General features: G+C 67.7%; 17 protein-coding genes and 1 tRNA gene. 10 read left to right on the forward strand and 8 right to left on the reverse strand.

Annotated features, from left to right (window positions below; translation table 11 throughout):
- Positions 1-9: 9 nt before the first annotated feature.
- The 4 genes from moaA to HH308_RS00085 all read left to right on the forward strand — a co-directional run bounded on the left by moaA (position 10) and on the right by HH308_RS00085 (position 3,973).
- Positions 10-990 (forward strand): GTP 3',8-cyclase MoaA, encoded by a 981-nt coding sequence (gene moaA / locus HH308_RS00070; RefSeq protein WP_246284030.1) that lies wholly within the window; start codon positions 10-12, stop codon positions 988-990.
- Positions 983-1,243: a MoaD/ThiS family protein gene (locus HH308_RS00075; protein ID WP_312870228.1), complete on the forward strand. Its 261-nt coding sequence runs from the start codon at positions 983-985 to the stop codon at positions 1,241-1,243. The genes moaA and HH308_RS00075 overlap by 8 nt, the downstream gene beginning before the upstream one ends.
- Before the next feature lie 166 nt (positions 1,244-1,409).
- On the forward strand, positions 1,410-2,825 hold the full coding sequence (locus HH308_RS00080; protein WP_170192139.1) for an MFS transporter: 1,416 nt from the start codon (positions 1,410-1,412) through the stop codon (positions 2,823-2,825).
- A 26-nt stretch (positions 2,826-2,851) separates the two neighbouring features.
- Positions 2,852-3,973 carry a uroporphyrinogen-III synthase gene (locus HH308_RS00085; RefSeq protein WP_170192140.1) on the forward strand — a complete coding sequence of 374 codons (1,122 nt, stop codon included), beginning with the start codon at positions 2,852-2,854 and terminating at the stop codon, positions 3,971-3,973.
- A gap of 355 nt (positions 3,974-4,328) precedes the next feature.
- Here HH308_RS00085 and HH308_RS00090 read toward each other — a convergent pair whose 3' ends face one another.
- From HH308_RS00090 to HH308_RS00110, 5 genes are all read right to left on the reverse strand, one after another.
- Positions 4,329-5,024, reverse strand: coding sequence for a sirohydrochlorin chelatase (locus tag HH308_RS00090; protein WP_170192141.1), 696 nt, complete (start codon positions 5,022-5,024; stop codon positions 4,329-4,331).
- A complete protein-coding gene (gene nirD, locus HH308_RS00095) occupies positions 5,024-5,452 on the reverse strand; it encodes a nitrite reductase small subunit NirD (protein WP_170192142.1) in 429 nt (142 codons plus the stop codon). The genes HH308_RS00090 and nirD overlap by 1 nt, the downstream gene beginning before the upstream one ends.
- A 61-nt stretch (positions 5,453-5,513) precedes the next feature.
- The gene (gene nirB, locus HH308_RS00100) at positions 5,514-8,045 is read right to left on the reverse strand and encodes a nitrite reductase large subunit NirB (protein ID WP_170192143.1); all 2,532 of its coding nucleotides are present in this window, start codon (positions 8,043-8,045) and stop codon (positions 5,514-5,516) included.
- Between the two features lie 99 nt (positions 8,046-8,144).
- The gene (locus HH308_RS00105; protein ID WP_170192144.1) at positions 8,145-9,890 is read right to left on the reverse strand and encodes an NTP transferase domain-containing protein; all 1,746 of its coding nucleotides are present in this window, start codon (positions 9,888-9,890) and stop codon (positions 8,145-8,147) included.
- A 29-nt stretch (positions 9,891-9,919) separates the two neighbouring features.
- Positions 9,920-14,023, reverse strand: coding sequence for a bifunctional nitrate reductase/sulfite reductase flavoprotein subunit alpha (locus HH308_RS00110; protein ID WP_170192145.1), 4,104 nt, complete (start codon positions 14,021-14,023; stop codon positions 9,920-9,922).
- Positions 14,024-14,219: 196 nt separating this feature from the next.
- Between HH308_RS00110 and HH308_RS00115 the strand changes: the two genes are divergently transcribed.
- From HH308_RS00115 to HH308_RS00130, 4 genes are all read left to right on the forward strand, one after another.
- Positions 14,220-15,353, forward strand: coding sequence for a thiolase family protein (locus HH308_RS00115; RefSeq protein ID WP_170192146.1), 1,134 nt, complete (start codon positions 14,220-14,222; stop codon positions 15,351-15,353).
- 66 nt (positions 15,354-15,419) lie between these two features.
- A complete protein-coding gene (locus HH308_RS00120) occupies positions 15,420-16,238 on the forward strand; it encodes a crotonase/enoyl-CoA hydratase family protein (protein WP_170192147.1) in 819 nt (272 codons plus the stop codon).
- The gene (locus HH308_RS00125) at positions 16,235-17,377 is read left to right on the forward strand and encodes an acyl-CoA dehydrogenase family protein (protein WP_211188034.1); all 1,143 of its coding nucleotides are present in this window, start codon (positions 16,235-16,237) and stop codon (positions 17,375-17,377) included. The genes HH308_RS00120 and HH308_RS00125 overlap by 4 nt, the downstream gene beginning before the upstream one ends.
- The gene (locus HH308_RS00130) at positions 17,374-18,285 is read left to right on the forward strand and encodes an acyl-CoA dehydrogenase family protein (RefSeq protein ID WP_170192149.1); all 912 of its coding nucleotides are present in this window, start codon (positions 17,374-17,376) and stop codon (positions 18,283-18,285) included. The genes HH308_RS00125 and HH308_RS00130 overlap by 4 nt, the downstream gene beginning before the upstream one ends.
- A 369-nt stretch (positions 18,286-18,654) precedes the next feature.
- On the opposite strand, the gene HH308_RS00135 is transcribed toward HH308_RS00130, so the two are convergent.
- From HH308_RS00135 to HH308_RS00145, 3 genes are all read right to left on the reverse strand, one after another.
- A complete protein-coding gene (locus HH308_RS00135; RefSeq protein ID WP_170192150.1) occupies positions 18,655-19,308 on the reverse strand; it encodes a nucleoside/nucleotide kinase family protein in 654 nt (217 codons plus the stop codon).
- A gap of 3 nt (positions 19,309-19,311) precedes the next feature.
- Positions 19,312-20,937 (reverse strand): serine/threonine-protein kinase, encoded by a 1,626-nt coding sequence (locus HH308_RS00140; protein ID WP_312870230.1) that lies wholly within the window; start codon positions 20,935-20,937, stop codon positions 19,312-19,314.
- 103 nt (positions 20,938-21,040) lie between these two features.
- Positions 21,041-21,114: transfer RNA gene (locus tag HH308_RS00145), tRNA-Arg, on the reverse strand.
- Between the two features lie 105 nt (positions 21,115-21,219).
- Between HH308_RS00145 and HH308_RS00150 the strand changes: the two genes are divergently transcribed.
- Positions 21,220-23,244 carry a bifunctional copper resistance protein CopD/cytochrome c oxidase assembly protein gene (locus HH308_RS00150; RefSeq protein WP_246284032.1) on the forward strand — a complete coding sequence of 675 codons (2,025 nt, stop codon included), beginning with the start codon at positions 21,220-21,222 and terminating at the stop codon, positions 23,242-23,244.
- A gap of 167 nt (positions 23,245-23,411) precedes the next feature.
- On the forward strand, positions 23,412-23,900 hold the full coding sequence (locus tag HH308_RS00155; protein WP_170192151.1) for a single-stranded DNA-binding protein: 489 nt from the start codon (positions 23,412-23,414) through the stop codon (positions 23,898-23,900).
- Positions 23,901-24,042 lie beyond the last annotated feature (142 nt).

Consider the following 24,042-nt stretch of genomic DNA (forward strand, 5'->3'; position numbering starts at 1 on the left):
TTGAACACTATGGCCTTGCAAGACCGATTCGGGCGTCGGGCGCGTGATCTGCGCATCTCGCTGACCCAGGCGTGCACCCTGAGGTGCCGGTATTGCATGCCCGCCGAAGGGCTTCCGCTGCTGCCGCGCGAGGAACTGCTGACCGTCGCGGAGGTGGCCCGCCTCGTCGACGTCGCGGTCGACGACCTCGGCATCGAGGAGGTCCGACTCACCGGTGGTGAGCCGCTTGTGCGGCGCGACCTCGAACAGATCGTCGCGACCATCCGCACCCGGCACCCCGACGTGCCGATTGCGTTGACCACCAATGCAATCGGGCTCGCGCGCCGCGCGCATGAGCTCCGTGCGGCAGGCCTGACCAGGCTCAACATCTCGCTGGACACCATCGATGCCGAACTGTTCGCGCAAGTCACCCGGCGAGACCGGCTCGCCGACGTCGTCGCGGGTATCGACGCTGCCCTATCGGCGGGCTTTTCGATCAAGGTGAACGCCGTCGCCCTGCGATCCACGCTGGAGCGGGCGTCGGAGCTGCTCGACTGGTGCCTCGCGCGCGGACTCGAGCTGCGCTTCATCGAGAACATGCCGCTCGACGCCGAGGAGACGTGGTCGGCGTCGGATCTCGTCACCGCCGCCGACGTCCTCGACGAACTGTCTCGCCATCATCGCCTCGCGCCGATCGGACGGGTCGACGCCGGTGCGCCAGCCGAGCGCTGGCTCGTCGACGACGGCCCCGCGACCGTCGGCGTCATCGCGTCGATGACACGCTCGTTCTGCCGCAGCTGTGACCGCACCCGGATCACCGCCGAAGGTCGGGTCCGACCCTGCCTGTTCTCCGACGACGAGATCGACCTGCGGACCGCAATGCGCAGCGGCGCAACGGATTCCGACATCGCCGCGCTGTGGAAGACGGTCACCTGGCGCAAGTCGGCCGGTCATGCCGCACTCGGGGTGCTCACCCATCCCCGCCGCACGATGGGCGCCATCGGTGGCTGACCCGACCGGGACGCACGTCACCGTCAGCTACTTCGCGGCCATCGCCGACGCCGTCGGGTGCCGCACCGAATCCTTCGACCTCGCCGACGCCACCGTCGCCGCTCTGCGCACGGCGATCGAGCAGCGCCACGGTGCCCGGGCGGGGGCCCTCGCGCAGTTGTGCACGGTCCTCAGCGGCGACGACATGTTGCGCGAGTCACATGCCCGCATCGGTGCGACGGTCGACCTGCTGCCGCCGTTCGCCGGGGGATAGTCGCAGGTCACGCCGCCGTCGGCGTCGTCTCACGGGCTACCGCCCGGCGCGGTGAGATCCCGGTTACCCGTCGGACACCGCACGACGCTGCAAGGCAACAAACGCTTCCTAACGTCGCTGTCAGTCGGCACGGTGCCGAATCGACAAGCTTGGGAAGGCGCAGCGTATGAGTCGCTCACACACCATCACCCACTGGGATCCGGAGGACGTGCAAGCGTGGGAAGCAGGTGGCAAGAAGATCGCACGCCGAAATCTCATCTGGTCGGTGGCCGCCGAGCACGTCGGATTCTCGGTGTGGTCGCTGTGGTCGGTCATGGTGCTGTTCATGCCGTCGGACGTCTACGGGCTGTCCGCCGGTGACAAGTTCCTGATCGGCGCGATCGCGACGCTCACCGGCGCACTGCTGCGATTCCCGTACACGATGGCCACCGCCACGTTCGGCGGCCGCAATTGGACGGTGTTCTCCGCGTTCGTGCTGTTGATTCCGGTGGTCGCGACGATCGTGCTGCTCGCGAATCCGGGTCAGCCGCTGTGGATGTATCTCCTCTGTGCGGCGATGACCGGACTCGGCGGCGGCAACTTCGCGTCGTCGATGACCAATATCAACGCCTTCTTCCCCCAGCGGCTCAAGGGCTGGGCGCTGGGACTCAACGCGGGCGGCGGCAACCTGGGCGTCCCGGCGGTGCAGTTGATCGGCCTGCTGGTGATCGCTGTCGCAGGCAACCGCCAGCCGTACTGGGTGTGTGCGGTCTACCTGGTCCTGTTGGCCGTCGCGGGTATCGGCGCCGCACTGTTCATGGACAACCTGGCCACTCCCAGCGTCGACATGAGTTCGATGCGTGCTGCCTTGCGCAACCGCCACACCTGGGTCATCGCGCTGCTCTACATCGGTACCTTCGGATCGTTCATCGGCTTCTCTTTCGCATTCGGCCAGGTGCTGTTGCTGACGTTCAAGGCGAACGGTCAGTCGGCGTCGGACGCCGCGCTGCACGCCGCGCAGATCGCGTTCATCGGCCCGCTGCTGGGGTCGATCGCACGCGTCTACGGCGGCAAGCTGTCCGACCGCATCGGCGGCGGCCGCGTCACACTGTTCGCGTTCGTCATGATGACGCTGTTCGCCGGAGTCATCATCGCGGCGTCGACCAGTGCCGGATCGGGCGCGGCGTCGGGAATGGCGATGGCCGGATACATCGTCGGGTTCATCGCGCTGTTCCTGTTGTCCGGCATGGGAAATGGATCGGTGTACAAGATGATTCCGTCGATCTTCGACGCCGCGTCACGCTCGCTCGACGCCGATGAGGCCACCCGTGCGCACTACTCCCGCGCGATGTCGGGCGCCGTGATCGGTATCGCCGGTGCGATCGGCGGACTCGGCGGCGTCGGAATCAACCTGGTGCTGCGCCAGTCGTATCTGACCCAGGGGAGCGCGACCGCGGCGTTCTGGGTCTTCGGGGTGTTCTACGTCGTCGCCGCGCTGATCACCTGGCGCGTGTACGTCGCCGTCCCGCAGTTGCCCGTCGACGACGCCGATTCGGCCGTCGAGGCCGAACCGGTGCGTGGGACAATCGAGTCCACGGTGTGAAGTCGGGAACTAACGAAAGTGGGTTGATGGGCGGAGCAGAGACGCCTCTGTCGGGGTTCTCGGTGGCACTCACCGCGGCGCGGCGCGCGGACGAATTCGAGACATTGCTTCGACGCCGGGGCGCGTCGGTGGTGTCGGCGGCGGCGATCGCGATGGTTCCGCTGGCCGACGACGATCGGCTGCGTGAGGTCACCGACGACCTCATCGCGCATCCGCCGGACCTGTTGATCGCGACCACCGGCATCGGTTTCCGCGGATGGATCGAGGCGGCCGACGGGTGGGGTCAGGCCGAGTCGTTGCTCGACGCATTGGGCCGCGGACGCGTCATCTCCCGGGGGCCCAAGGCGACCGGGGCACTGCGGGCCGCAGGGCTGCGGGAGGAGTGGTCGCCGGTATCGGAATCGTCGGCCGAGGTCCTCACGCATCTGACCGAAGCGGACCTCGCGGGCAAACGGGTCGCGGTGCAGTTGCACGGCGCGACCGACGATTGGGATCCGGTTCCGGGTTTCCTGTCGGGGCTTTCCGCACGCGGTGCCGACGTCGTCGGAGTTCCCGTCTACCGGTGGGAGCCGCCGTCGGACACCGCGGCGTTCGACGGCCTGATCGAGACCATCGCACTCGCGCAGGTCGACGCCGTGACGTTCACGTCGGCGCCGGCCGCGGCGTCGACGCTGATGCGCGCCGACGAACTCGGCCTCCTCGGCGGTGTGCGCCGCGCATTGACGGGTCCGGTCGTGTCGTACTGCGTCGGTCCGGTCACCGCCGGGCCGCTGGCCCGCATCGGCGTCGAAAGCGTTGAGCCGGAACGAATGCGGCTCGGCGCGCTGGCCCGATTGGTGGCTGACGACCTGCCGGTCCGTCGACCGACGCTGCGCGTGGCCGGACACGATCTCGGTGTTCGTGCATCCACCGCCGTCGTCGACGGAGCGGTACGTGAGTTGTCGCCGTCTGGGCTGTCGTTGCTGAAGATGCTGGCCCGACGCCCGGGCGACGTCGTATCGCGGGAAGAGTTGCTGGGAGTGCTGCCCGCGGCCGGCGACGACACGCACGCCGTCGAAGCGGCGATAGCCAGGCTGCGAGCGAGCCTGGGAGCCAAGGAGATCGTGGCGACGGTGGTCAAGAGGGGATACCGGCTCGCGGTGGATTGAGGGGGTGGGTCGGGAATGCGATGGATAAACTCTGCTCCCCGAGTGCCGAAGCGAGCTTGCGAGCTTCGGTGTAACGAGGGGTCAGTGAGATCAATGGCCACCATGACCGACACCACCGCGTAACGCGGAGATCCCGATGCAAATTGTTGTTCGCTCCCGTCCCTGGTAGGTGAGGCCGTTGGGAGTGTGGTCGATATGGTTGCGCTGGAATGTAAAGTCGCCAGCCCCTCGTTACACCGAAGCTCGTTCCTCGCTTCGGCACTCGGGGAGCGGGGACGGCGTTGCCGAGCGGGAGCGCACCGCGACCTACACCAGTGTCGGGGACGGCGTTGCCGAGCGGGAACGCACCCCCGACCTACACCAACACCGCGGCCCTTCTCCGGGCGCACACCAGTTTTGTCACGCTCAGGTGCAGACCCAGCGGCGCACCCACGACGTCGGCTCCGCACTCCTCCAAGCGGCCTTGGAAGAGCCCGTCCGCCAACAGATACGACGCCACCGCGACCCGACGTCGGGACTGCCCGCGCATCGACGACACCACGTCGCGCACCGCCGGATAGCCGCCCGATGTCGGCGGTGCCGCGAAGCCGATCCGGACTCGTGTCCCCACCAGCGACGACAACATCGTCGCCATGGTGCGGACCTCGCTCTGCGCGTGCGGATCCGACGACCCCGCCGCCGCGAGGACCACTTGGTCGCCGGGACGCCAGCCCGCGTCGATCAGGCGATCGAGCATGACTCGGGCGAGCAGCGGCGACGGTCCCAGCGCCGACGTCACCGTCACATCCGAATGGTTCACTGCGGCAACGTGTTCGGGGATGTCGACGCGCACGTGATAGCCGCTGGACAGGAACGCCGGGATGAGTGTCACTCGGCGGCCGTCGAGCATCCGCAACACGTCCGACGGTGTCGGGCCCAGCACGTCGACGAACGCGACCCGCACCTCTTCATTCAATGCTGCGGCCACCGAAGCGGCCAGATCGCCGATCATGGCCACGCCGTGCGCGTTTCGCGTGCCGTGCGCCACCAACAGTGTGCAAGCCTCGCCCATCACGCGCTCTTCGGTGCGAGTCCCGCGACGGCGCCCGTACGTGGCCGGTAACCGAACCGAATGTCCGGGGTGTTCGCCACGAACACCGTGCCGTCGAGCCCGATCCTGGTGGCGTACACCGGAATCGACACGCCGTCCGCATCGAGGCACCGACCGTCGAGCAGGCTGAACGCCTGCTTCTTCAGCGGGGACTGCACCACCGGGAATCCGCCGCGGTCGCCGACGATCCCGCGGGACAACACCGCGGCCCGCCCGATCGGATCGATGTTGCCGACGGCACGGATGCTGTCGTCGGCGAGCCGGAACAGCGCGACCTGCGCGCCGTCCGGCAGCAGAACCGCTACCCCTCGAAGCGGTTCGAGCCTCGACGCCGGGCAGGCGGGCGTCCAGTCGCGGGTCCAACGGTGCAGATCGAAATTGATGGTCATCGTGACATGTCTTTCTCAAGAAGGAAGCGAGCTGAGATCAGGCCGGATCAGGACTGGGGGATCAGGACTGTCGAAAGGCGGGCGTACCGATCAGCACGGGCACCTTGCGACCGTTCTTCTCGCCGAATTCGACGGTGGGGTCGGGTGCTCCGGGGGCGTTGACGAAGGACACGAACCGGGACAGCTTCTCGGGGTCGTCGAGCACCCCCTTCCACTCACACGAGTAGCCCTCGACGTGGCGCGCCATGCTCGCCTCGAAGTCGTCGGCGAGGCCCAGACTGTCCTCTACGACAACGGCTTTCAGGTGGTCGAGCCCGCCGTCGAGGCTGTCCAGCCAGGGCGCGGTGCGCTGCAGGCGGTCTGCGGTTCGGATGTAATACATCAGGAATCGGTCGATGTAGCGGACGAGGGTCGCACCGTCGAGGTCCGACGCCAGCAGCTGAGCGTGCTTCGGCGTCATGCCGCCGTTGCCCGCGACGTAGAGATTCCAGCCCTTCTCGGTCGCGATCACGCCGACGTCCTTGCCGCGTGCCTCGGCGCATTCGCGCGCGCAGCCCGACACCCCCATCTTGATCTTGTGCGGGGAGCGCAAACCGCGGTAGCGCAGCTCCAGGTCGATAGCCATCTGTACGGAATCCTGCTGGCCGTACCGGCACCAGTCGGTACCCACGCAGCTCTTCACAGTCCGCAACGACTTTCCGTACGCCTGCCCGGACTCCATGCCGCCGTCGACGAGCCGTCGCCAGATCTCCGGCAACTGGTCGACGGTGGCGCCGAACATGTCGATGCGCTGACCGCCGGTGATCTTGGTGTACAAACCGAAGTCGCGGGCGATCTCGCCGATGAGGATGAGGTGCTCGGGCGTGATGTCGCCGCCGGGGACGCGTGGCACCACCGAGTAGGTGCCGTTGCGCTGAATATTTGCCAGGAAGTGATCGTTGCTGTCCTGCAACGACGCCTGCTCGCCGTCGAGGATGTGCTCGGAACTCGTCGACGCCAGGATCGATGCGACGGTCGGTTTGCACAGGTCGCAGCCGGTGCCGGTGCCGAAGCGCTCGATGAGCCCGCTGAACGTGCGAATTCCGCTGGCCTGCACGAGTTCGAACAACTCGGCGCGGGATTGACCGAAGTGCTCGCACAACGACTTCGACACTTCGACGCCTTCGGCCGCCAGCAGCTGCGAGAGCAGCGGAACACACGACCCGCACGACGTTCCCGCGTTGGTGCATCCCTTCAGCGCGGCGACGTCGCACGCGCCGTCGGCGATGGCGGCGCACAGCGTGCCCTTGGAGACGTCGTTGCAGGAGCAGACCTGCGCCTCGTCGGGCAGTGCACCGACGCCGAGGGCGGGCGCGTCGGAGCTGGCCGGGGAGATCAGGCTGACCGGGTCACCGGGCACCGTCGACCCGACGAGGGGACGCAGGATGCCGTAGGCGCTCGCGTCCCCGACCAGCACGCCGCCCAGCAGAGTCGAAGCATCGTCGGACAGAACTAGTTTCGCGTAGGTCCCGTTGATGGGGTCGCTCACGACGACGTCGAGCGCTCCCGGCGTCGTTCCCAATGCGTCGCCGAAGCTGGCGACGTCGACGCCGAGCAGTTTGAGCTTGGTGGACATGTCCGCGCCGGGGAAGACGGCCTCGCCGCCGAGCAGCCGGTCGACGACGACCTCGGCGGTGGCGTAGCCCGGACCGACGAGCCCGTAGCAGCGCCCCTGCACGGCCGCGACCTCACCGATCGCGTAGATGTCGGGATCCGATGTGCGGCAAGACATGTCGGTGAGCACGCCGCCTCGCTCGGCCAACTCGATGCCCGCTGTGCGCGCGAGTTCGTCGCGCGGCCGGACGCCCGCGGAGAAGACCAGCAGCCCGGCGTCGACGACGGTGTCGTCCGCCAACGTGACCCGTAGGCCGGCACCGATGCGTTCGATGGAGGTGGTGCCTGAGCTCAACGAGATGTCGATGCCCAGCGCGCCGATCATCCGGGCGAGGTGCTCGCCTCCGCCGGCGTCGATCTGCTGTGGCATCAGGCGCGGATTGACCTCCACCACATGGGCTTTGAGGCCCAGGCTGCGCAGCGCGTTGGCTGCTTCCAGGCCCAGCAGGCCACCACCGACGACGACGCCGACCGCGTTCGGATCGGCCGCGAGGGCCCTCTGCGCGTCGGCGCGGATGTCGTCGAGGTCGTCGAGCGTGCGGTACACGTGGCAGCCTTCGCTGTCGTGGCCGGGCACCGGCGGAACGAAAGCATATGAGCCGGTGGCCAATACGAGTGCGTCATAGTCGAACTGGCGGCCGTCGGCGGTCATCACGCGATGTCCGGACCGGTCGACATCGGTGACGCGGGCGTCGAGATGGAGTTCGACGTTGTCGTCGCCCACGTAGTCGTTGCCCGGCAGCGCGAGTTGCGCGCGGTCCCACACCCCGACGTAGGACGACAGGCCGACGCGGTCGTAAGCGCGGTCGGCTTCTTCGGCCAGCACGACGACCCGCCACTGCGCTGCCTCGTCGCGGGTGCGCAGCGCCTCGATGAAGCGGTGACCGACCATGCCGTGGCCGACGACGACGACCGTGCGTTGCGTGCTCGCTGTACTCATGGCATTGACGGTAGAAAACGGGTGTTGCGGAGACGTCGCGGTGCGTTGCCGCATCGTCACGTAGTTCTCACATGGTGACGGCGAGGTCCGTGAGAGCTCTCAGAGATAGAGTTCGACCAGGTCAGCGCCGTGCGCCCGGGGCGGGATGAGCGCAAAGCCGCGTGCGGAGACCAGTGCGTTGAGGTGGGCCGTCGGCATCGAATGTGGCGCGCGCCACAGGCCGTGACCAGTGGGTGTGACCGGTGCCATCCGCCAACCGTCGGGCCGCGCCAGAGCATCGAGATCCTCGACGCCGCCCAGCACCCCGGGGCGCGGTTGGACGGCCAGCAAGGTGTCGGTGATCACCGGGATGAGCAGCGCGATGCCGGCGACGGCGGCGAGCGGATTGCCGCCGAGTCCGACGATCACCGGCCCGCCGGACACCGCCGCGACGACCAGCGAGCCGCCCGGGCGCATGTCGATACCGTCGACGAGAATCCGTGCACCGACGTCGTCGAGTGCATCCCGCAGATGGTCGGCGACGCCGCGCCCGGTGGCCCCGATCAGCACGACGACGTCGGCGTCGGGAGCGCCAAGCGCGGCGACGAACGCTTCGCGACGATCGCCGAGATGTTCGCCGTGGGCGACGTGAGCACCGTTGCGCCGCACCAGATTGCCGACCGCGTCCGACGCCGTGTCCACTATCGTTCCGGCCCGTGCGGCGTCGTCGGCGATCTCGTCACCCGTGGAATGCACGACGACGCGCAGTGGACCCCGGACGTCCACTTCTGCGACTCCCGCGGAGCGCGCGACGGAGACCACCGCATCGTCGACCCGCGTTCGGGCCGCGATCAATTCGTCGCCGCGGTTCCACTCCGATCCGCGGCGCCGGGTGTCGTCGCGATCGAAGGTGCTTGTCAGACAATGAGTCTCGTCGTCGAGGGTGATCTCCTCGTCGCGGATCACCCGGTCGGCGCCGGTCGGGAGCATCGCACCGGTCGCGATGCGGGCCGCGAAGCCGGTGCGCAGTGCGCTGCGGGCGTGACTCCCGGCCGCGACGGCGTCGCCCGATACCAGCCACGGACCGCCGCCGGCGACCGCGTAGCCGTCCATGGCGGATGCGTCGAAGCTCGGAAAGGGTTGCGCGGCAACAAGTCCGGTGGCGAGGCCGGCGCCGAGTGCGTCGGCGATCCGGCGTCGGACCACCGGCAACCCGGCCAATTCAGCGGACAGCACCGCCGCTGCCTGCGGTGGCGTGAGGCGCACGGGCGCCGCTGCCCGACGTCGGGCCCGGTCGAGATCGGCATCGGTGTCGACGTCGGCGACGACCTCGTCGGGCAGGACCACGCCGATCGAATCCGTTGGGATCAACGCACGCATCGCGGGTCCGCTTGCGCCGGCGAGTGATTCGCGCAGAGTCGCCATATCCCACACGCCGACCAAGTACTGCATCTGTCCGGTCGAGTCCAGCGCGAAGGCCGCCGGAGCCGCCGCGCCCCGGCGAGCGCGCGACAAGTCGGCCAGTGCCGCGGCGGTCAGCGACGGAACGTCGGCGGCGAGGACGGCGACTTCTCCGTCGGTCGCGTGCGGGCAGCCGGTCGACGACCGAAACGCATCCAACGCCGCCAGTCCCGCCGCCACCGCGACGGCCGGTCCAGACCCCGCGGGTTCCTCCCGGGTCTGCAGGATCGTCGGATCGAGGTCACGCGGCGGCCCGACGACCACGACCCGGGTCGCACCGGACACGGCCTCGAGAGCGACGTCGAGCAGACGCCGCCCGCCCACCCGAAGGGTCGGCTTGTCGATGCCGCCCATGCGGCTGCCGCGCCCGCCGGCGAGGATGATCGCGAACGTCGGATCGGCCATGACCTCACCGTATCTCGCGACCGACAGCGTCAGTACACGTCCCGTACGTAGCGCTTCTCGGCCGACAGCGCCGACACGAACGAATCCGCACTGTGCGGTGCCAGCCGGCCCTGTTGCGCGACGATCTGCCGCAGTGCGTCGTCGACGTCGCGGGCCATCGCTCCGGCGTCGCCGCACACGTAGAGGTACGCGCCCGCGCGCAGCCACGTCCACAGTTCGGCGGCATGTTCGTGCATGCGGTCCTGGACGTAGATCTTGCGCTCCTGATCGCGGGAGAAGGCGACGTCGAGGCGGGTGAGCACGCCCTGGTCGCGGAGTTCTTCGAGTTCCTCTCGGTAGTAGAAGTCGGTCGATTCGTGGCGTTCGCCGAAGAACAGCCAGTTCTTGCCGGTGGCTCCCTGTGCCGCGCGGTCGGCGAGGAACGCTCGGAACGGGGCCACGCCGGTGCCCGGTCCGATCATGATCGCCGCCGCGTCGGGGTCCTCGGGCGGACGAAAGTACTTGTTGGGCGCGATGAACAGCCGCACCTCGGTGTCGTCGACGATGGTTCGGTCGGCGAGGAACGTGGAGCACACGCCGTGCCGGATGACGTCGCGGTTGCCGGTGGTCGCGGTGTAGCGGACCGTGGACATGGTGATCTCGACCGATTGCGGATCTTCACGCGGCGTCGACGAGATCGAGTACAAGCGCGGCTGAAGGGGTCGCAGTGCCGACACCCAGTCTTGAGCACTCGCCCGAATCGCCCTGCCGCTCAGGACGTCGGCGCACTGTTTGCCCCACGTCCAGTGCGTGACGCCGGCGTGGTCGGCGAGCACGGCGTCGAGTTCGGTGTCGTCGGGTGCGGTGCGCGCGGCGACGAAATGCAGGAAATCCGGTGTGATGCGGGCGATTTCGAGTCGCTCGGTCAACGCTTCGGCGAAGGTGACCGTGTCTCCGCCGGGGAGCGTGACCGGCTCGATCCCGACCAGATCGGTGTGTTTGAGCCACTCGGCGACGAGCGCCGGGTCATTGCGCGGCCATACGCCGAGAGCATCTCCGGCCGAGTACGTGAGAGTCTGCGGGGGCAGTGCGAAGGCGACCCGGCGGACTTCTTTGTCGGATCCGTCACCGCTGAGTTTGGTATTGGCGCGAACCGTGGTGGTCAGCGGATTCTTTCGCGAATACGACGCCGGGACAGCGGCTTTCGGCTCTGGTGCGGCGGAGGGCGCGGGCGTGTCGTTGACGTGTGCGACGACGCGGTCCAGCCAGCCCCGCGCGGACTCCTCGTAATCGGGCTCGCAGGACACCCGCTCGGTGATGCGATGTGCACCCAAATCATGCAGTCGCGCATCGAGTTTGCGGCCGAAGCCGCAGAAGTCGGCGTAGCTGGAATCACCGAAGCCGAGCACCGAGTAGCCGAGGCCGGCGAGGTCACCGGCGTCGAGGGCGGTCAGCGTGTCCCACAGTGCGAGACCGTTGTCGGGGGCGTCTCCGTCGCCGGTGGTACTGGTCAAGAACAGCACGGTGCCCGCCAGGTCGGTCGCGCCGATCTCATCGGCGCAGCGCAGTGTGACGGTCACGCCCGCCGCGGCGAGGGCGTCGCGGGTGACCTCTGCGAACTCCTCGGTGGTTCCGGTCTGCGAAGCCCATACGACGGTCGCGCTCGTCGCCGTATCCGCCGCCGAGTCACCCGGCGTCGACGACGTCGCAGAACCGAATGGTTGAGCGCCGGGCAGCGGGACGCGCGCGAACAGTCCGGCCAATACACCGTCGAGCCAGCCGCGACTGTCCGCGCTGAGTGGGGCGGTCGCGGGCACCGTCGGGACCGCGCCGGACGGCGGCAGGGCGCGTAGTCCGACCAACAGGCCGTCCACGTAGTGGGCGTCGGCGCCGGCGAACCGGTCCGATGCGCGGATCGCGTCGGTGAGAGCGTCGAGGGTGGCCAAGATGTCGCCTCCGGTGTCGGGAACGGTGAGGGAGAGTTCAGTCGTCGGAGCTGCGGCGACGGCGTCGACCGGCGCCGGGCGCACCGCCACGGCGCACGCCTTGAACTCCGGTTGCAGCGAGTCGGCGTCGACGGCGTCGTTGGTGACCGCGTTGATGGCGAGGTCGGGGCCCTGGGCGTCGTTGAAATGCATCGGCGCGAAACAGGTTCCCGGGCGGATCGCGGTGCTCACCGCCGCGGGGAGGTATGCGGTCCCGCGGCGCGAGGTCACCTCGACCCGGTCGCCGTCACCGATGCCGAGCGGCTTCGCGTCGACGGGATGGATCTGCAGAAACGACGCCGGGTTGAGCTTGTTCAACTTGGCGACCTTGCCGGTCTTGGTCATCGTGTGCCACTGATGTGCCAGGCGCCCGGTGGTCAGGGTCATCGGGAAGTCGTCGTCGGGCAGTTCCGCACGCGGCAGGTAGGGTCGCGGCAGGAACTGTGCCCGTCGCGTCGGCGTCGGAAAGGCAAGGCGCGCAACGGTTCCGTCGTCGTCGACGTGCTGTGTCGCGCTGACTCCGTCGTTGAGGTAGCGGATCGGATTACGATCGCCGCCATCGGGTGCCGCCGGCCACTGGACCGGTCCGCGACGCAGCCGGGCGTAGTCGACGCCGCGGATGTCCCAGCCTGTCATTGGATTCCAGAAGCGGGTGATCTCGTCGAAAACCTCTGCGGCGGTGGTGAAGTCGAAGCCGTCGCGAAAGCCCATCGCCTGCGCGACGCGGCAGATGATCGCCCAGTCCGGCAGGGCGTCACCGGGTGCGGCCAGTGCCGGTGCGGTCAGCGTCAGGTTGCGTTCGGAGTTGATCATCACTCCTTCGCTCTCCGCCCACAGTGCTGCCGGCAACGTGACGTCGGCGTACTCGCCGGTCTCGGTCCCGGTGAAGGCATCCTGGACGATCACCAGCTCGGCGTTCTGCAGCGCATCGATCACCGTCTGCCGATTGGCAACGGATGCAACGGGATTAGTACAGATGATCCACGCGGCCTTGATCTCGCCCGCGGCCATCCGCTCGAACATGTCGATGGTGCCCGCCCCGGCGTCGGGGCGGATGGTGCCGCTGGGCAGGTGCCACCGGTCTTCGACGAAGGCGCGGTCGGCCGGGTTGAGGGCCGAGCGTTGCCCGGGCAGACCCGGTCCCATATAGCCCATTTCGCGTCCGCCCATGGCGTTGGGCTGCCCGGTCAGCGAGAACGGGCCGGACCCGGTGCGGCAGATGGCGCCGGTCGCCAGGTGCAGATTGCACAGGGCGTTGGTCTGCCAGGTGCCGTGCGTGGATTGGTTGAGGCCCATCGTCCACAGGCTCACCCAGTTCTCGGCGGTGCCGATCAAGTCTGCCGCCGCGGCGATGTCGGCGGCGTCGAGGCCGGTCAACTCGGCCACCTTGTCGAGCGGGTAGTCGTCGAGCAGCGGCCCCATGGCGTCGAATCCGTCGGTGAACTCGGCGATGAAGTCTGCGTCGACGTTCCCGGCGTCGACGATCAGCTTCAGCAGCCCGTTGAGCAGGGCGAGGTCGGTGCCGGGTGCGATGGGCAGGTAGAGGTCGGCTTTGGCCGCGGTCGCGGTGCGGCGCGGGTCGACCACGATCAGTTTCGCGCCCGCTTTGACGCGATCCATCATCCGCAGGAACAGGATGGGGTGGCAATCTGCCATGTTGGCGCCGATGACGAAGAAGACGTCGGCGTGGTCGAGATCGTCGTAACTGCCGGGCGGGCCGTCTGCGCCCAGGGACTGCTTGTAGCCGGTGCCCGCGCTGGCCATGCACAGCCGTGAATTGGACTCGATCTGATTGGTGCCCAGATAGCCCTTGGTCAGTTTGTTCGACAGGTACTGAGCCTCGAGACTCATCTGCCCGGAGACGTAGAGGGCCAGCGCGTCGGGGCCGTGGTCGTCGAGGATCCGGCGCAGCGCGTTCGCGGCGGTCGCGATGGCGTCGTCGATCGGGGTGGGGACAGGTTCGTCCGCGCGGTCGGTGCGCACCATCGCGTACGCCTGCCGGCCGCCCGCGTTGAGCATGTCGGCGGTGGTGGCGCCCTTGGTGCACAGGCGTCCCCGATTGGCCGGGTGACCTGCGGTTCCACTGCTCTTGGTGACAGTTCCGTCGACGACGCGCAGGTCCATGCCGCAGCCGACGCCGCAGTAGCCGCACACCGTCGAGAAGTCCATGGCTCGATCCTGCGTGGGGCGTGTTTCTCGACGCGCAGTCCGGTGTTACCGGAAGATCAACTCGGTCTCAGGGGACGGCGGAGTAGACCGTGAGAGGTGTAAGCGGGGCCACAATCCGTGCGGGGTAAGGTGAGAAAGCAACCGAGCGCTTGCTCGGTTACGGCCATCGGCCAGCCAACGACTTTGAGGAGCAACCATGCGGGATGCCGTAATCGTCGACGCCGTACGCACACCCATCGGAAAGCGCAACGGCGCTCTGGCCGACGTGCACCCCGGCGACATGACCGCACACGTGCTCACGGCCCTGCAGGCGCGCGTCGGCTTCGATCCGGCGATCGTCGACGACGTGATCTGGGGGTGCGTGAGCCAGGTCGGCGATCAGTCGGGCAGCGTCGGACGCGTGGGAGTCCTGGCCGCCGGCTGGCCCGAGTCGGTCCCGTCGACGGTCGTCGACCGGCGCTGCGGATCGGCACAGCAAGCCGTGCATTTCGCCGCGGCAGGTGTCATTGCCGGACAGTACGACTACGTGATCGCCGGCGGCGTCGAATCGATGTCACGCGTCCCGATGGGCTCCGCGCGTGCCGGTGGAGCGCCGTATCCCGCGTCGGTTCTCGACCGCTACGGCGTCGACGGGTTCAATCAGGGGCTGGGCGCGGAGATGATGGCCCGCAAGTGGGGGATGAGCCGCGCGCAGGTCGACGAGTATTCCGCCCGCTCCCATGAGCGCACCGCTACGGCGATCGATTCGGGTGCGTTCGACGGGCAACTGGCGCCGTTCGACGGCGGCCTGAGCCAGGACGAAGGCTTGCGGCGCGCGACGACCGTCGAGAAGCTCGCCGGCCTGCGCACGGCGTTCGACGACAACGGTGTGATCACCGCGGGCAACTCGTCGCAGATCTCCGACGGTTGCGGCGGATTGCTGATCACCACCGGCGAACTCGCCGCCCAGCGGGGGTGGACGCCGATGGCCCGCATCCACACCGCGGTACTCGCCGGCGACGACCCGGTCATCATGCTCAGCGCGCCGATCGCGGCGACGGCCAAGGCGCTCGAGCGGTCCGGATTGACCGTCGCCGACATCGGGGCCTACGAGGTGAACGAGGCGTTCGCGCCGGTGCCGCTGGCCTGGCAGGCCGAGACCGGAGCGAGCGACGACGTGCTCAATCCGCTCGGCGGCGCGATCGCCGTCGGACATCCGCTCGGTGCGTCCGGCGCGATCCTGATGACGCGCCTGGTGCATCACATGCGGGACAACGGAATTCGCTACGGCTTGCAGACCATGTGTGAGGCGGGCGGCCAGGCGAATGCGACCATTCTGGAATTGCTGTAGCGGCGTGGTCGTGCGGCGGCGGGGGCGCGGCGCGGCCGGTGGCGTCCGGCGGGTAAAGGTATACCTATGACCGACACCACGCCCACCGCTTCGCCCCTGTCCGTGACCCGCGAGGGGAACATCGAAATCTGGACGCTCAACTCGCCGGAGACGCGCAATGCCATCTCCAGCGACGAGATGGTCGACGCGCTGGTCGGTGCCGCAGACCGGGTGAATCGCGATACGTCGGTGCGCGTGATCGTGTTGACCGGTGCGGGCTCGGCATTCTCGGCGGGCGGCAACGTCAAGGACATGGCCGCCGGCGTCGGATTGTTCGGCGGGGCATCGCATGAGCAGCGCAACGGATACCGCGACGGCATCCAGCGCATCCCGCGTGCCCTCTACGCGTGCGAGGTGCCGATCGTCGCCGCCGTCAACGGCCCGGCGGTCGGCGCGGGATGTGACCTGTCGCTGATGTGCGACATGCGTATCGCCTCGACCAACGCGTTCTTCGCCGAGAGCTTCGTGAAGCTGGGCATCATCCCGGGCGACGGCGGGGCGTGGCTGCTGCCGCGCGTCGTCGGACCGGCTCGGGCAGCGGAGATGGCGCTGACCGGTGATCGTGTCGACGCCGCGACCGCGCTGGAGTGGGGAATCGTGTCGCGCGTCGTCGAACCCGACGAATTGCTGCCGCAGGCAATGGAATTGGCGCGCCGCGTCGCGGTCAACCCGCCGGTGGCGGTGCGGATGGCCAAGAAGCTGCTGCGTGAGTCGCAGCACCAGAGCTTGGATCAGTTGCTGGAGATGTCGGCGGCGATGCAGGCCATCGCGCATCACACGCAGGACCATCGGGAAGCGGTCACCGCGTTCGTCGAACGCCGCGACGGCAACTACACGGGCAACTGATCGTGGCACTGGTACCGGCCTACGAGCCGGAAAGCGCCCAGCTGCAACAGCTTCGGCGCGACGTGCGGGGGTTCCTCGCCGAGCAGCTGGCGGCCGCGAAATTCGTCCCGGAAGTCGACACCTGGTTGCGCGGTTGGGATCTGGAGTTCACCGCGGCGCTGGCGGAGCGCGGTTGGCTGGGCATGACCATTCCGCGCGAGTACGGCGGCCACGGACGGTCGTTCGCCGAACGGTTCGTCGTGACCGAGGAACTGCTCGCCGCCGGAGCGCCGGTGGCGGCGCACTGGATCGCCGATCGACAGGCGGCGCCGTCGCTGCTGAAGTTCGGCACCGAAGCCCAGAAGCAGCGCTATCTCCCCGGAATCACCGCGGGACAGGTCTTTTGGGCCATCGGAATGAGCGAGCCCGACGCCGGGTCGGATCTGGCCTCGGTACGCACCCGCGCAACACGCGTCGACGGCGGCTGGCGGGTGTCGGGCACCAAGGTGTGGACGTCGGGCGCGCATCTGGCGCACGCGTTCTTCATGCTGGCGCGCACCGAACCGGCGTCGAGCGAGAACCGCCACGCCGGGCTGAGCCAGTTCATCGTGCCGCTCGATTCGCGCGGCATCACGGTGTCGCCGATCCTGTCGATGGACGGTGCGCATCATTTCAACGAGGTGCACTTCGACGAGGTCTTCGTGCCCGACGAGATGGTGCTCGGCACCGTCGGCGACGGCTGGCACCAGGTGACGTCGGAGCTGTCCTATGAGCGCAGCGGACCCGAACGGTTCCTGTCGACCTATCAGCTGCTGGCGGGGCTGGTCGACGCCGCGAAGTCGGGCGAGGTGGTGCGGCACAGTGATCTCGGCGCGCATATCGCCCGGGTGGCCGGGTTGCATCGGATGTCGTCGGCGGTGGCGAGTGCCCTCGAACGCGGCGAGCAGGTCGCTTCGGCCGCGGCGGTGGTCAAGGTGATCGGGACGTCGGGCGAAGGCGACATCGCCGAACTGGCCGACCGGATCGTCGGGCGCGACGGTCCAGAAGCGTTGCGCGCGTTGGCCGATCGCGCGGTCGTGCAACGGCCGGGCTTCACCCTGCGGGGCGGGACCAGTGAAGTGCTGCGTGGCGTGATCGCCCGAGAGATGGGACTGCGATGAGCGCGTTGGATCCGGTTTTCACCTCGACCGTCCGCGATGTGTTCGACGGTTTCGCCGACGACACGTCGGTGGCGGCGGTGTGGCGCCAGCTCGACGAGATCGGGTTGGCCCGGCTGCTCGCGCCGGAAACGTCGGGCGGCAGTGAGGCGAGCTGGCGTGAGCTGGCATTCGTGCTGGAAACGGCTGCGCGACAGGCGATTTCGACCGGGATCGTCGGGAGCGACGTATTGGCGGGCTGGCTGCAGCGGCAGGCCGGGGCGCCCGACGACGGTGGGCTGCGCGGTGCCGTTCTGGTTGACGTGTCCGGCCGGGAGGTCGCGGGGACGCGGCCAGACGGAGCGGAAAGTGTTGTGACACTTGCGGAGTCGGCTGACGGGTGGTCCGTGGGCGATGTTGTCGTCGGTGCCGACGTGGTTGAGCTCTTCCGGCTGCGCGGCGCGCTGGCGCGTGCCGTGCAGGTCGCCGGTGCGTTGACGGAGATCGGCGAGATCACTGCCGAGCATGTCACCACGCGGATTCAGTTCGGTCGGCCGCTGGCGAAATTCCAAGCGCTGCAACAGATGCTGGCCGAGTCGGCCGCACAGACCGCGCTGACCGTGACGGCCGTCGATGCCGCGGTGGGAACGATGGACGCCTTCGAGTCGGGCGACGTCGGGCTCGACCGCGTGCGATTCGACGTCGCCGTCGCGCGCTCGTGCGCCGGCCACGCGGCGTCGACCGTAGTGCGTAACGCCCACCAGGCGCTGGGGGCGATCGGCACCACCGTCGAACATCGGCTGCACAAATACACGTTGCCCGCGCTGCGCTGGTGTTCGGAGTTCGGCTCCACGCAGTACTGGGACGACGTGGTCGCCGACGCGGCACTCGAAGTCGGCGGGGACGGGTTGTGGGAGTTGATCGTCGGGTAGTGGTGGTGTCGCGCGGCGCATTCCCGCGGGACGCAGCCAACCCGCTCCCTGAGTGCCGTAGCGAGTTTGGGTGTTGTCTCCGCTCCCCGAGTGCCGCAGCGAGCTTGGGTGTTGTCTCCGCTCCCCGAGTGCCGTAGCGAGCTTCGGTGTTGTCTCCGCTCCCCGAGTGCCGTAGCGAGCTTGCGAGCTTCGGTGTAACGAGCCTCGACACCGCTTCGCTGGTGGACGCGATAATGCAAGATGCCATGTCCAGTCAAACCTCTGAACTGCGGAGACATGGCATCTTCCTTACAGGGGCGGCGAGACGAACTCGATACGCGACCACCTCCGCTGTGATGTGAAAGCCACACCGCTTGACGCGACACCCACCTACAGGCTTCCCGACACCACCAGATCTGCCCGCGTCCGCGTCTGTTCGATCAGCACCGCGTTCGTTCCGTCGACGGTCCGGGCCCAAGTCCGGGCGGCTTCGGGGGAGCGACCGTGTCGGATGTGCCGGTCGATCAGCCGGTCTAGTCGGTCCGACTCGGGTGTCGCGCAGAACCACGTCTGTGCGAGTAGTCCGGGAATCTGCGACCACGGCTCGGCGTCGAGCAGCAGATAGTTCCCTTCGACGACGACGAGCGTTGTGCGGCTGGGGATCTCGATCTCGCCGGCGATCGGCTCGTCGATGGTCCGCTCGAAACTCGGTGCGTAGACCGGATGGTCGGTCTCGACGAGGATCCGGCGCAGTAGGCCGACGAACCCCCAGCCGTCGAACGTGTCGACCGCGCCTTTGCGGTCGCGGATGCGCCTGCGGTCCAGCTTCGAATTGGCAAGGTGGAAGCCGTCCATCGGCAGGTAGCCCACGTGCGCGCCGGAGTCGTTGAGGCGCTTCACGATTCGGCCCGCGAGCGTCGTCTTGCCGGCCCCGGGACTGCCGGTGATACCGAGGATGCGTCGTTCGCCGGGGACGATCAACGACGCCGCGCGTGCGGCCAGCTCGTCGAAATCGCTGATCGGAGTAGAGGTTTCAGCGGGCATCGGTTACGCGCCGCATTCCGATGCCGAATCACGGAACGACGGATCGTCGCGCGGGCACAACGTCACGTCGCCCGATCCGGAATTGATGGTCGCGTATCCGCCCGATGTCAGAGCGAAGTTGAACACTTCGCCGGAATAGAGCGATTGGCCGTCGAGTGTGCCGTCGTAGCTGAGCTGCCCGACGAGTGTGACCGTCGCGGTCGTGGTGGATGTGGCCGTCCAAGTGGCCGACCAGGTCTGCGAATTCGACGCGCCTTGGCTGACGATGTAAGTCGCCGAACCGTCGGATGACAGGGTGAGCAGAATGGAGTGCTGTCCCCACTTGCCGACGAGTTTAGCGATGGAGTAGCTCGCCGGTGTCGACGTGGTGGCCGTGGTCGTCGGTGGCGAAGAGGGCATGCTGGTCAGGGGTGAGGTCAGCGACGGAGTCTGCTCCGGAGCCGCTGCGATCGAGGCCGGCGAACTGGTGGCCGCCGTCGTGGTGGAGGCGGTGCGATCGCGTATCAACAGGTAACCGAGCGCGCCGATGCCGACGATGAGTGCCGCGATGACGCCGGCAAGAACTATGGTCGCCCACGAGCGGCGAGCGTTGCGCTGCGTCGGTTCGGCAGGCGCTCGGCGCGCGGTTGTGGGCGTCTGCCAGGCTGCGATTGCAGGGGAGGGCCCGGTCGGAGCGGGTTCGGTCAACATGTGTGCCGCGCCTGTGAGGTGAGCTCGCATCGCGGCGTCGAGCGCCTCGACGAAGGCCCCGCACGTCGGATAACGGTCACGGGGATCTTTCGCCAGCACTCGGAAGAAGACCGGATCCACCGACGTCGGCAGGTTCGCACGCTCGGATATCGGCGGCGGGGTGTGTGTCAGGTGCGCTGACATCAGCCCGGACATCGAGGTGGCGACGTACGGCGGCTGCCCCGACAGCAGATGAAATGCGGTGCAGCCGAGCGAGTAGATGTCGGCGCGGTTGTCGAGGTCGGCACCGTCGATTGCCTCAGGCGAGATGTATTGCATCGTCCCGACCGTGATGCCGGTGGACGTGAGCGAGGTTACCGCCCCGGCGGCCTTGGCGATGCCGAAGTCGGCCAGTTTGACCGACTCGATCGACTGCGGCCCCGACCCGGTGCTGGGTGAATCCAGCCCGACGAGGATGTTGGCGGGCTTGACGTCGCGATGCGTGATCTTCTGCTTGCGCCAGGCGTAGTCGAGGGCCGCGCCCGCCGAGCCGACCAGGGCAATCGCGAGTTGCGGGCTCAGCGGCCCGGTCTTGATCAGCTCGGCCGCGTCGGTTCCGGCGATGTATTCCATCGTGATCCACAGCCGGCCGTCGAACTCGCCGCGGTCGTACAGCGTGACGATATTCGGGTGCGAGAGCGTCGCCAGCACATCCGCCTCGCGCACAAATCGGGCCCGGAAATCGCCCGTACTGGACACGGCTGGGTCAAGCAGTTTGAGCGCATCCTCGCGCGGCAGTCGTGGATGCCGAACCAGATACACCTGCCCCATCCCGCCCGCCCCCAGCAGGCGAATCACCCGGTAGCCGGCAATCTCGGTAATGGTCACCGCGTGATTGTCCCAGGCACGCCCGATGCTTCGGAGCATGATGGCGAAGATGTCCGTTGCGGCTGTTGGCACTGGTGAACCCAACAGGATCATGTCAACCCGAACGAAAGAATCGTTAGGGTTGACGGAATTGAGTTGGGTTTGTACCCGACTAAGCTGAGCTTGGCTTAGATTGCGCCCCCGGCAGGAATCGAACCTGCGACCTAGGGATTAGAAGGCCCTTGCTCTATCCAACTGAGCTACGGAGGCTTGGCGCGGCCAGCAGAGTATACGACAGTGGGGCAGGCCGCCGTCCAATCCGGGCCGTCGAAGCCTCTCAGGCAGCGCACGAACTGTCCCGAATACAGTGAACTCATGACAACTGAGGTACCCGTGCGCGACGCGATGGACTCTCAACGCGGCGTCGTGGGCGCGCTGACCTGGGTATTTGGGTGGATCGGCGCAATTGTCGCGATCGTGGTCACGGCGCTGTCGGCGTCGTCGGCGATCCAACTGGCCGGTGTCCCAGATCCGGGCGCCATCACCACTTACGGGTTGCCCGCGCTCACCGCGCTCGGCCAGCTGAGCGCATCGATTGCGCTGGGGTCGACCGTGTTCGCCGCCTTCTTCGTGCCGCCGCAAGCCGACGGCACCCTGGACATCGGCGGGTACCGGGCGATCAGAGTCGCGTCCACGACGTCGCTCATCTGGGCGGTCAGCGCGATACTGCTCATTCCTCTGTCGATTTCGAACGTCAGCGGTCAATCCCTGTCGAAGACGCTGAACATGAACAATCTGCTGACCGCGTACGGCCAGGTCGCCGACGCCCGGACCTGGGGCTGGACGGCGCTGCTGGCAATCCTCACCGCGGTGGCCGCCCGCCTCACCATGCGGTGGGGATGGGTATTCGCGGTACTCCTGTTGGCATCGGCTTCGCTGCTGCCGGTGGCCCTAGCCGGGCATTCGTCGGCGGGCGGCAACCACGACCTCGGCACCAACAGTCTGATCCTGCACATCGGCGCGGCCGCGATCTGGATGGGCGGACTGTGCGCCGTCGTCACCTATGCCTTCGCCGGGGGACACTGGCGAGCGCTCGCCGTTCGACGCTTCTCCCGCGTCGCGTTCTGGTGCATCATCGTCGTCGGCCTGAGCGGTGTGGTGAACGCACTGATCCGCGTTCCCCTCGGAGAACTCTTCACCGACCTCTACGGCCGCATCATCCTTGCCAAGGTTGTGGCGCTGGTCGTCCTCGGGGCGTTCGGCGCCTGGCACCGGCGTCGAACCATCGCGTCGCTCGACGCCGATGACGCCCCGGGAGCCGACCCGCGCCGCGGCCTCTTCGTCCGCTTCGGTCTGGTCGAATCATTGGTGTTCGCAGTCACCTTCGGCATCGCGGTCGGGCTCTCCCGCACTCCGCCACCGCCGATCGACACCGCACAGCTCACCCCGGCCGAGACGGTCATCGGCTACCGCATCGACGCGCCCCCGACGTTGGGCCGCATCATCGGCGACTGGCGCTTCGACCTCATCTTCGGCACCGCCGCCATCGTGTTGTGTGCGGTCTACCTGCGTGGGGTGGTCCGGCTGCGCAAGCGCGGCGACGACTGGCCGATCGGACGCACCATCTCGTGGGTTCTGGGCTGCCTGAGCCTGCTGTTCGCCTCTTCGTCGGGGATGGGACTCTATGGCCCGGCGATGTTCAGCATCCACATGATCGCGCACATGGCGATGTCGATGTTGATTCCGGTCCTGCTGGTTCTCGGCGGCCCGATCACCCTCGCGCTCCGTGCCCTGCCGGTCGCCGGGCGCGGCAATCCGCCTGGTCCGCGTGAATGGATCCAGTCGGCCATTCACAGCAAGGTCTCGCGGCTCGTCGCCAATCCCGTTGTGGCGGTGGTGCTTTTCGTCGGCAGCTTCTACGTCCTCTACCTCGGTGGGTTGTTCGCCCTGGCCGCCGATTATCACGCCGCGCACGTGGCGATGAACGCTCACTTTCTGATCAGCGGGTACGTCTTCTACTGGCTCGTGATCGGGATCGACCCGGCACCGCGTCAACTGTCCCCGGTCGCGAAGCTGGCAATGGTGCTCGGCACCTTGCCGTTTCACGCGTTCTTCGGCGTCGCGCTGATGATGAGCAACACCGTAATCGCCGAAACCTACTATCGAAGTCTGCACCTGCCGTGGGCCTACAACCTGTACGACGATCAGCGAGTGGGCGGTGGAATCGCTTGGGCCGCAGGCGAAGTCCCGCTTGTTATCGTGATGCTCGCGCTTCTCGTGCAATGGAGCAGGCAGGACCGCAAGCAGGCCAAACGATTCGACCGCAACGCCGAGCGCGACCACGACGCAGAACTCGACAGCTACAACGCGATGCTCAAAGAACTCAACAAGGGCAGGTAGCCCGTCACACGCGAATAGCGAGTTATCCACATACCCCGACTATCCCCAGGTTCGGCCCGAAACCGTGCTTTCGACGCTGATCCCGTCGCCGACGACGGCGATGCTGTAACGACCACGCCGAGCGTGGTCACCAGTCAGAACTGTTGTCACAGTGGAGGAGTCGAGCTATGTATGAGACCTACACCACCGTCATCGGGACGGTCGTCTCAGATCCCCGGCGCAGAAGCACCGGGTCCGGGGAGGAAGTCATCTCCTTCCGCGTCGCGTGCAATTCGCGTCGCCACGACCGGCAGAACAACACGTGGTCGGACGGACCGACGCTGTATCTGACCATCAGTTGCTGGCGCAAACTGCTGGCCGGCGTCGGACTGGCGGTCGCCAAGGGCCGCCCGATTATCGCCCACGGCCAGATCAAGACCAACGAGTACGTCTCCGCAGACGGCGGCAGACGGCAGGATCTGGAGATGAACGCCTCGTCGGTGGGACTCGATCTGAGCCGGTGCGTCGTCACCTATCGGGGCACCCCGGCACACGAACCGCCCGCTCAACCGAACGAGCGTGCAGGTGAATACAGTTCCGCTGCCCCGACGTCGGTCCATCCGGTCGATCCGACGTCCCCGTTCGCACCGACTCCCGACCAGGAGACCGCCGCCTGAGGGCCACCACCCGCTCCGGCATCGATGCCGTGAGACGACGCGGAGTGCGCGAGATCAGGCGCTGACGACGATGGACCGAGTCGACGTCGCAGCCGCTCGCCGGCAGGTCTGTCTGTGCACTCCGTCCGCTCGTCCGTAGGAT

The sequence above is a fragment of the Gordonia asplenii genome (assembly GCF_012933505.1).
In the GTDB taxonomy this organism is placed as follows: domain Bacteria; phylum Actinomycetota; class Actinomycetes; order Mycobacteriales; family Mycobacteriaceae; genus Gordonia; species Gordonia asplenii.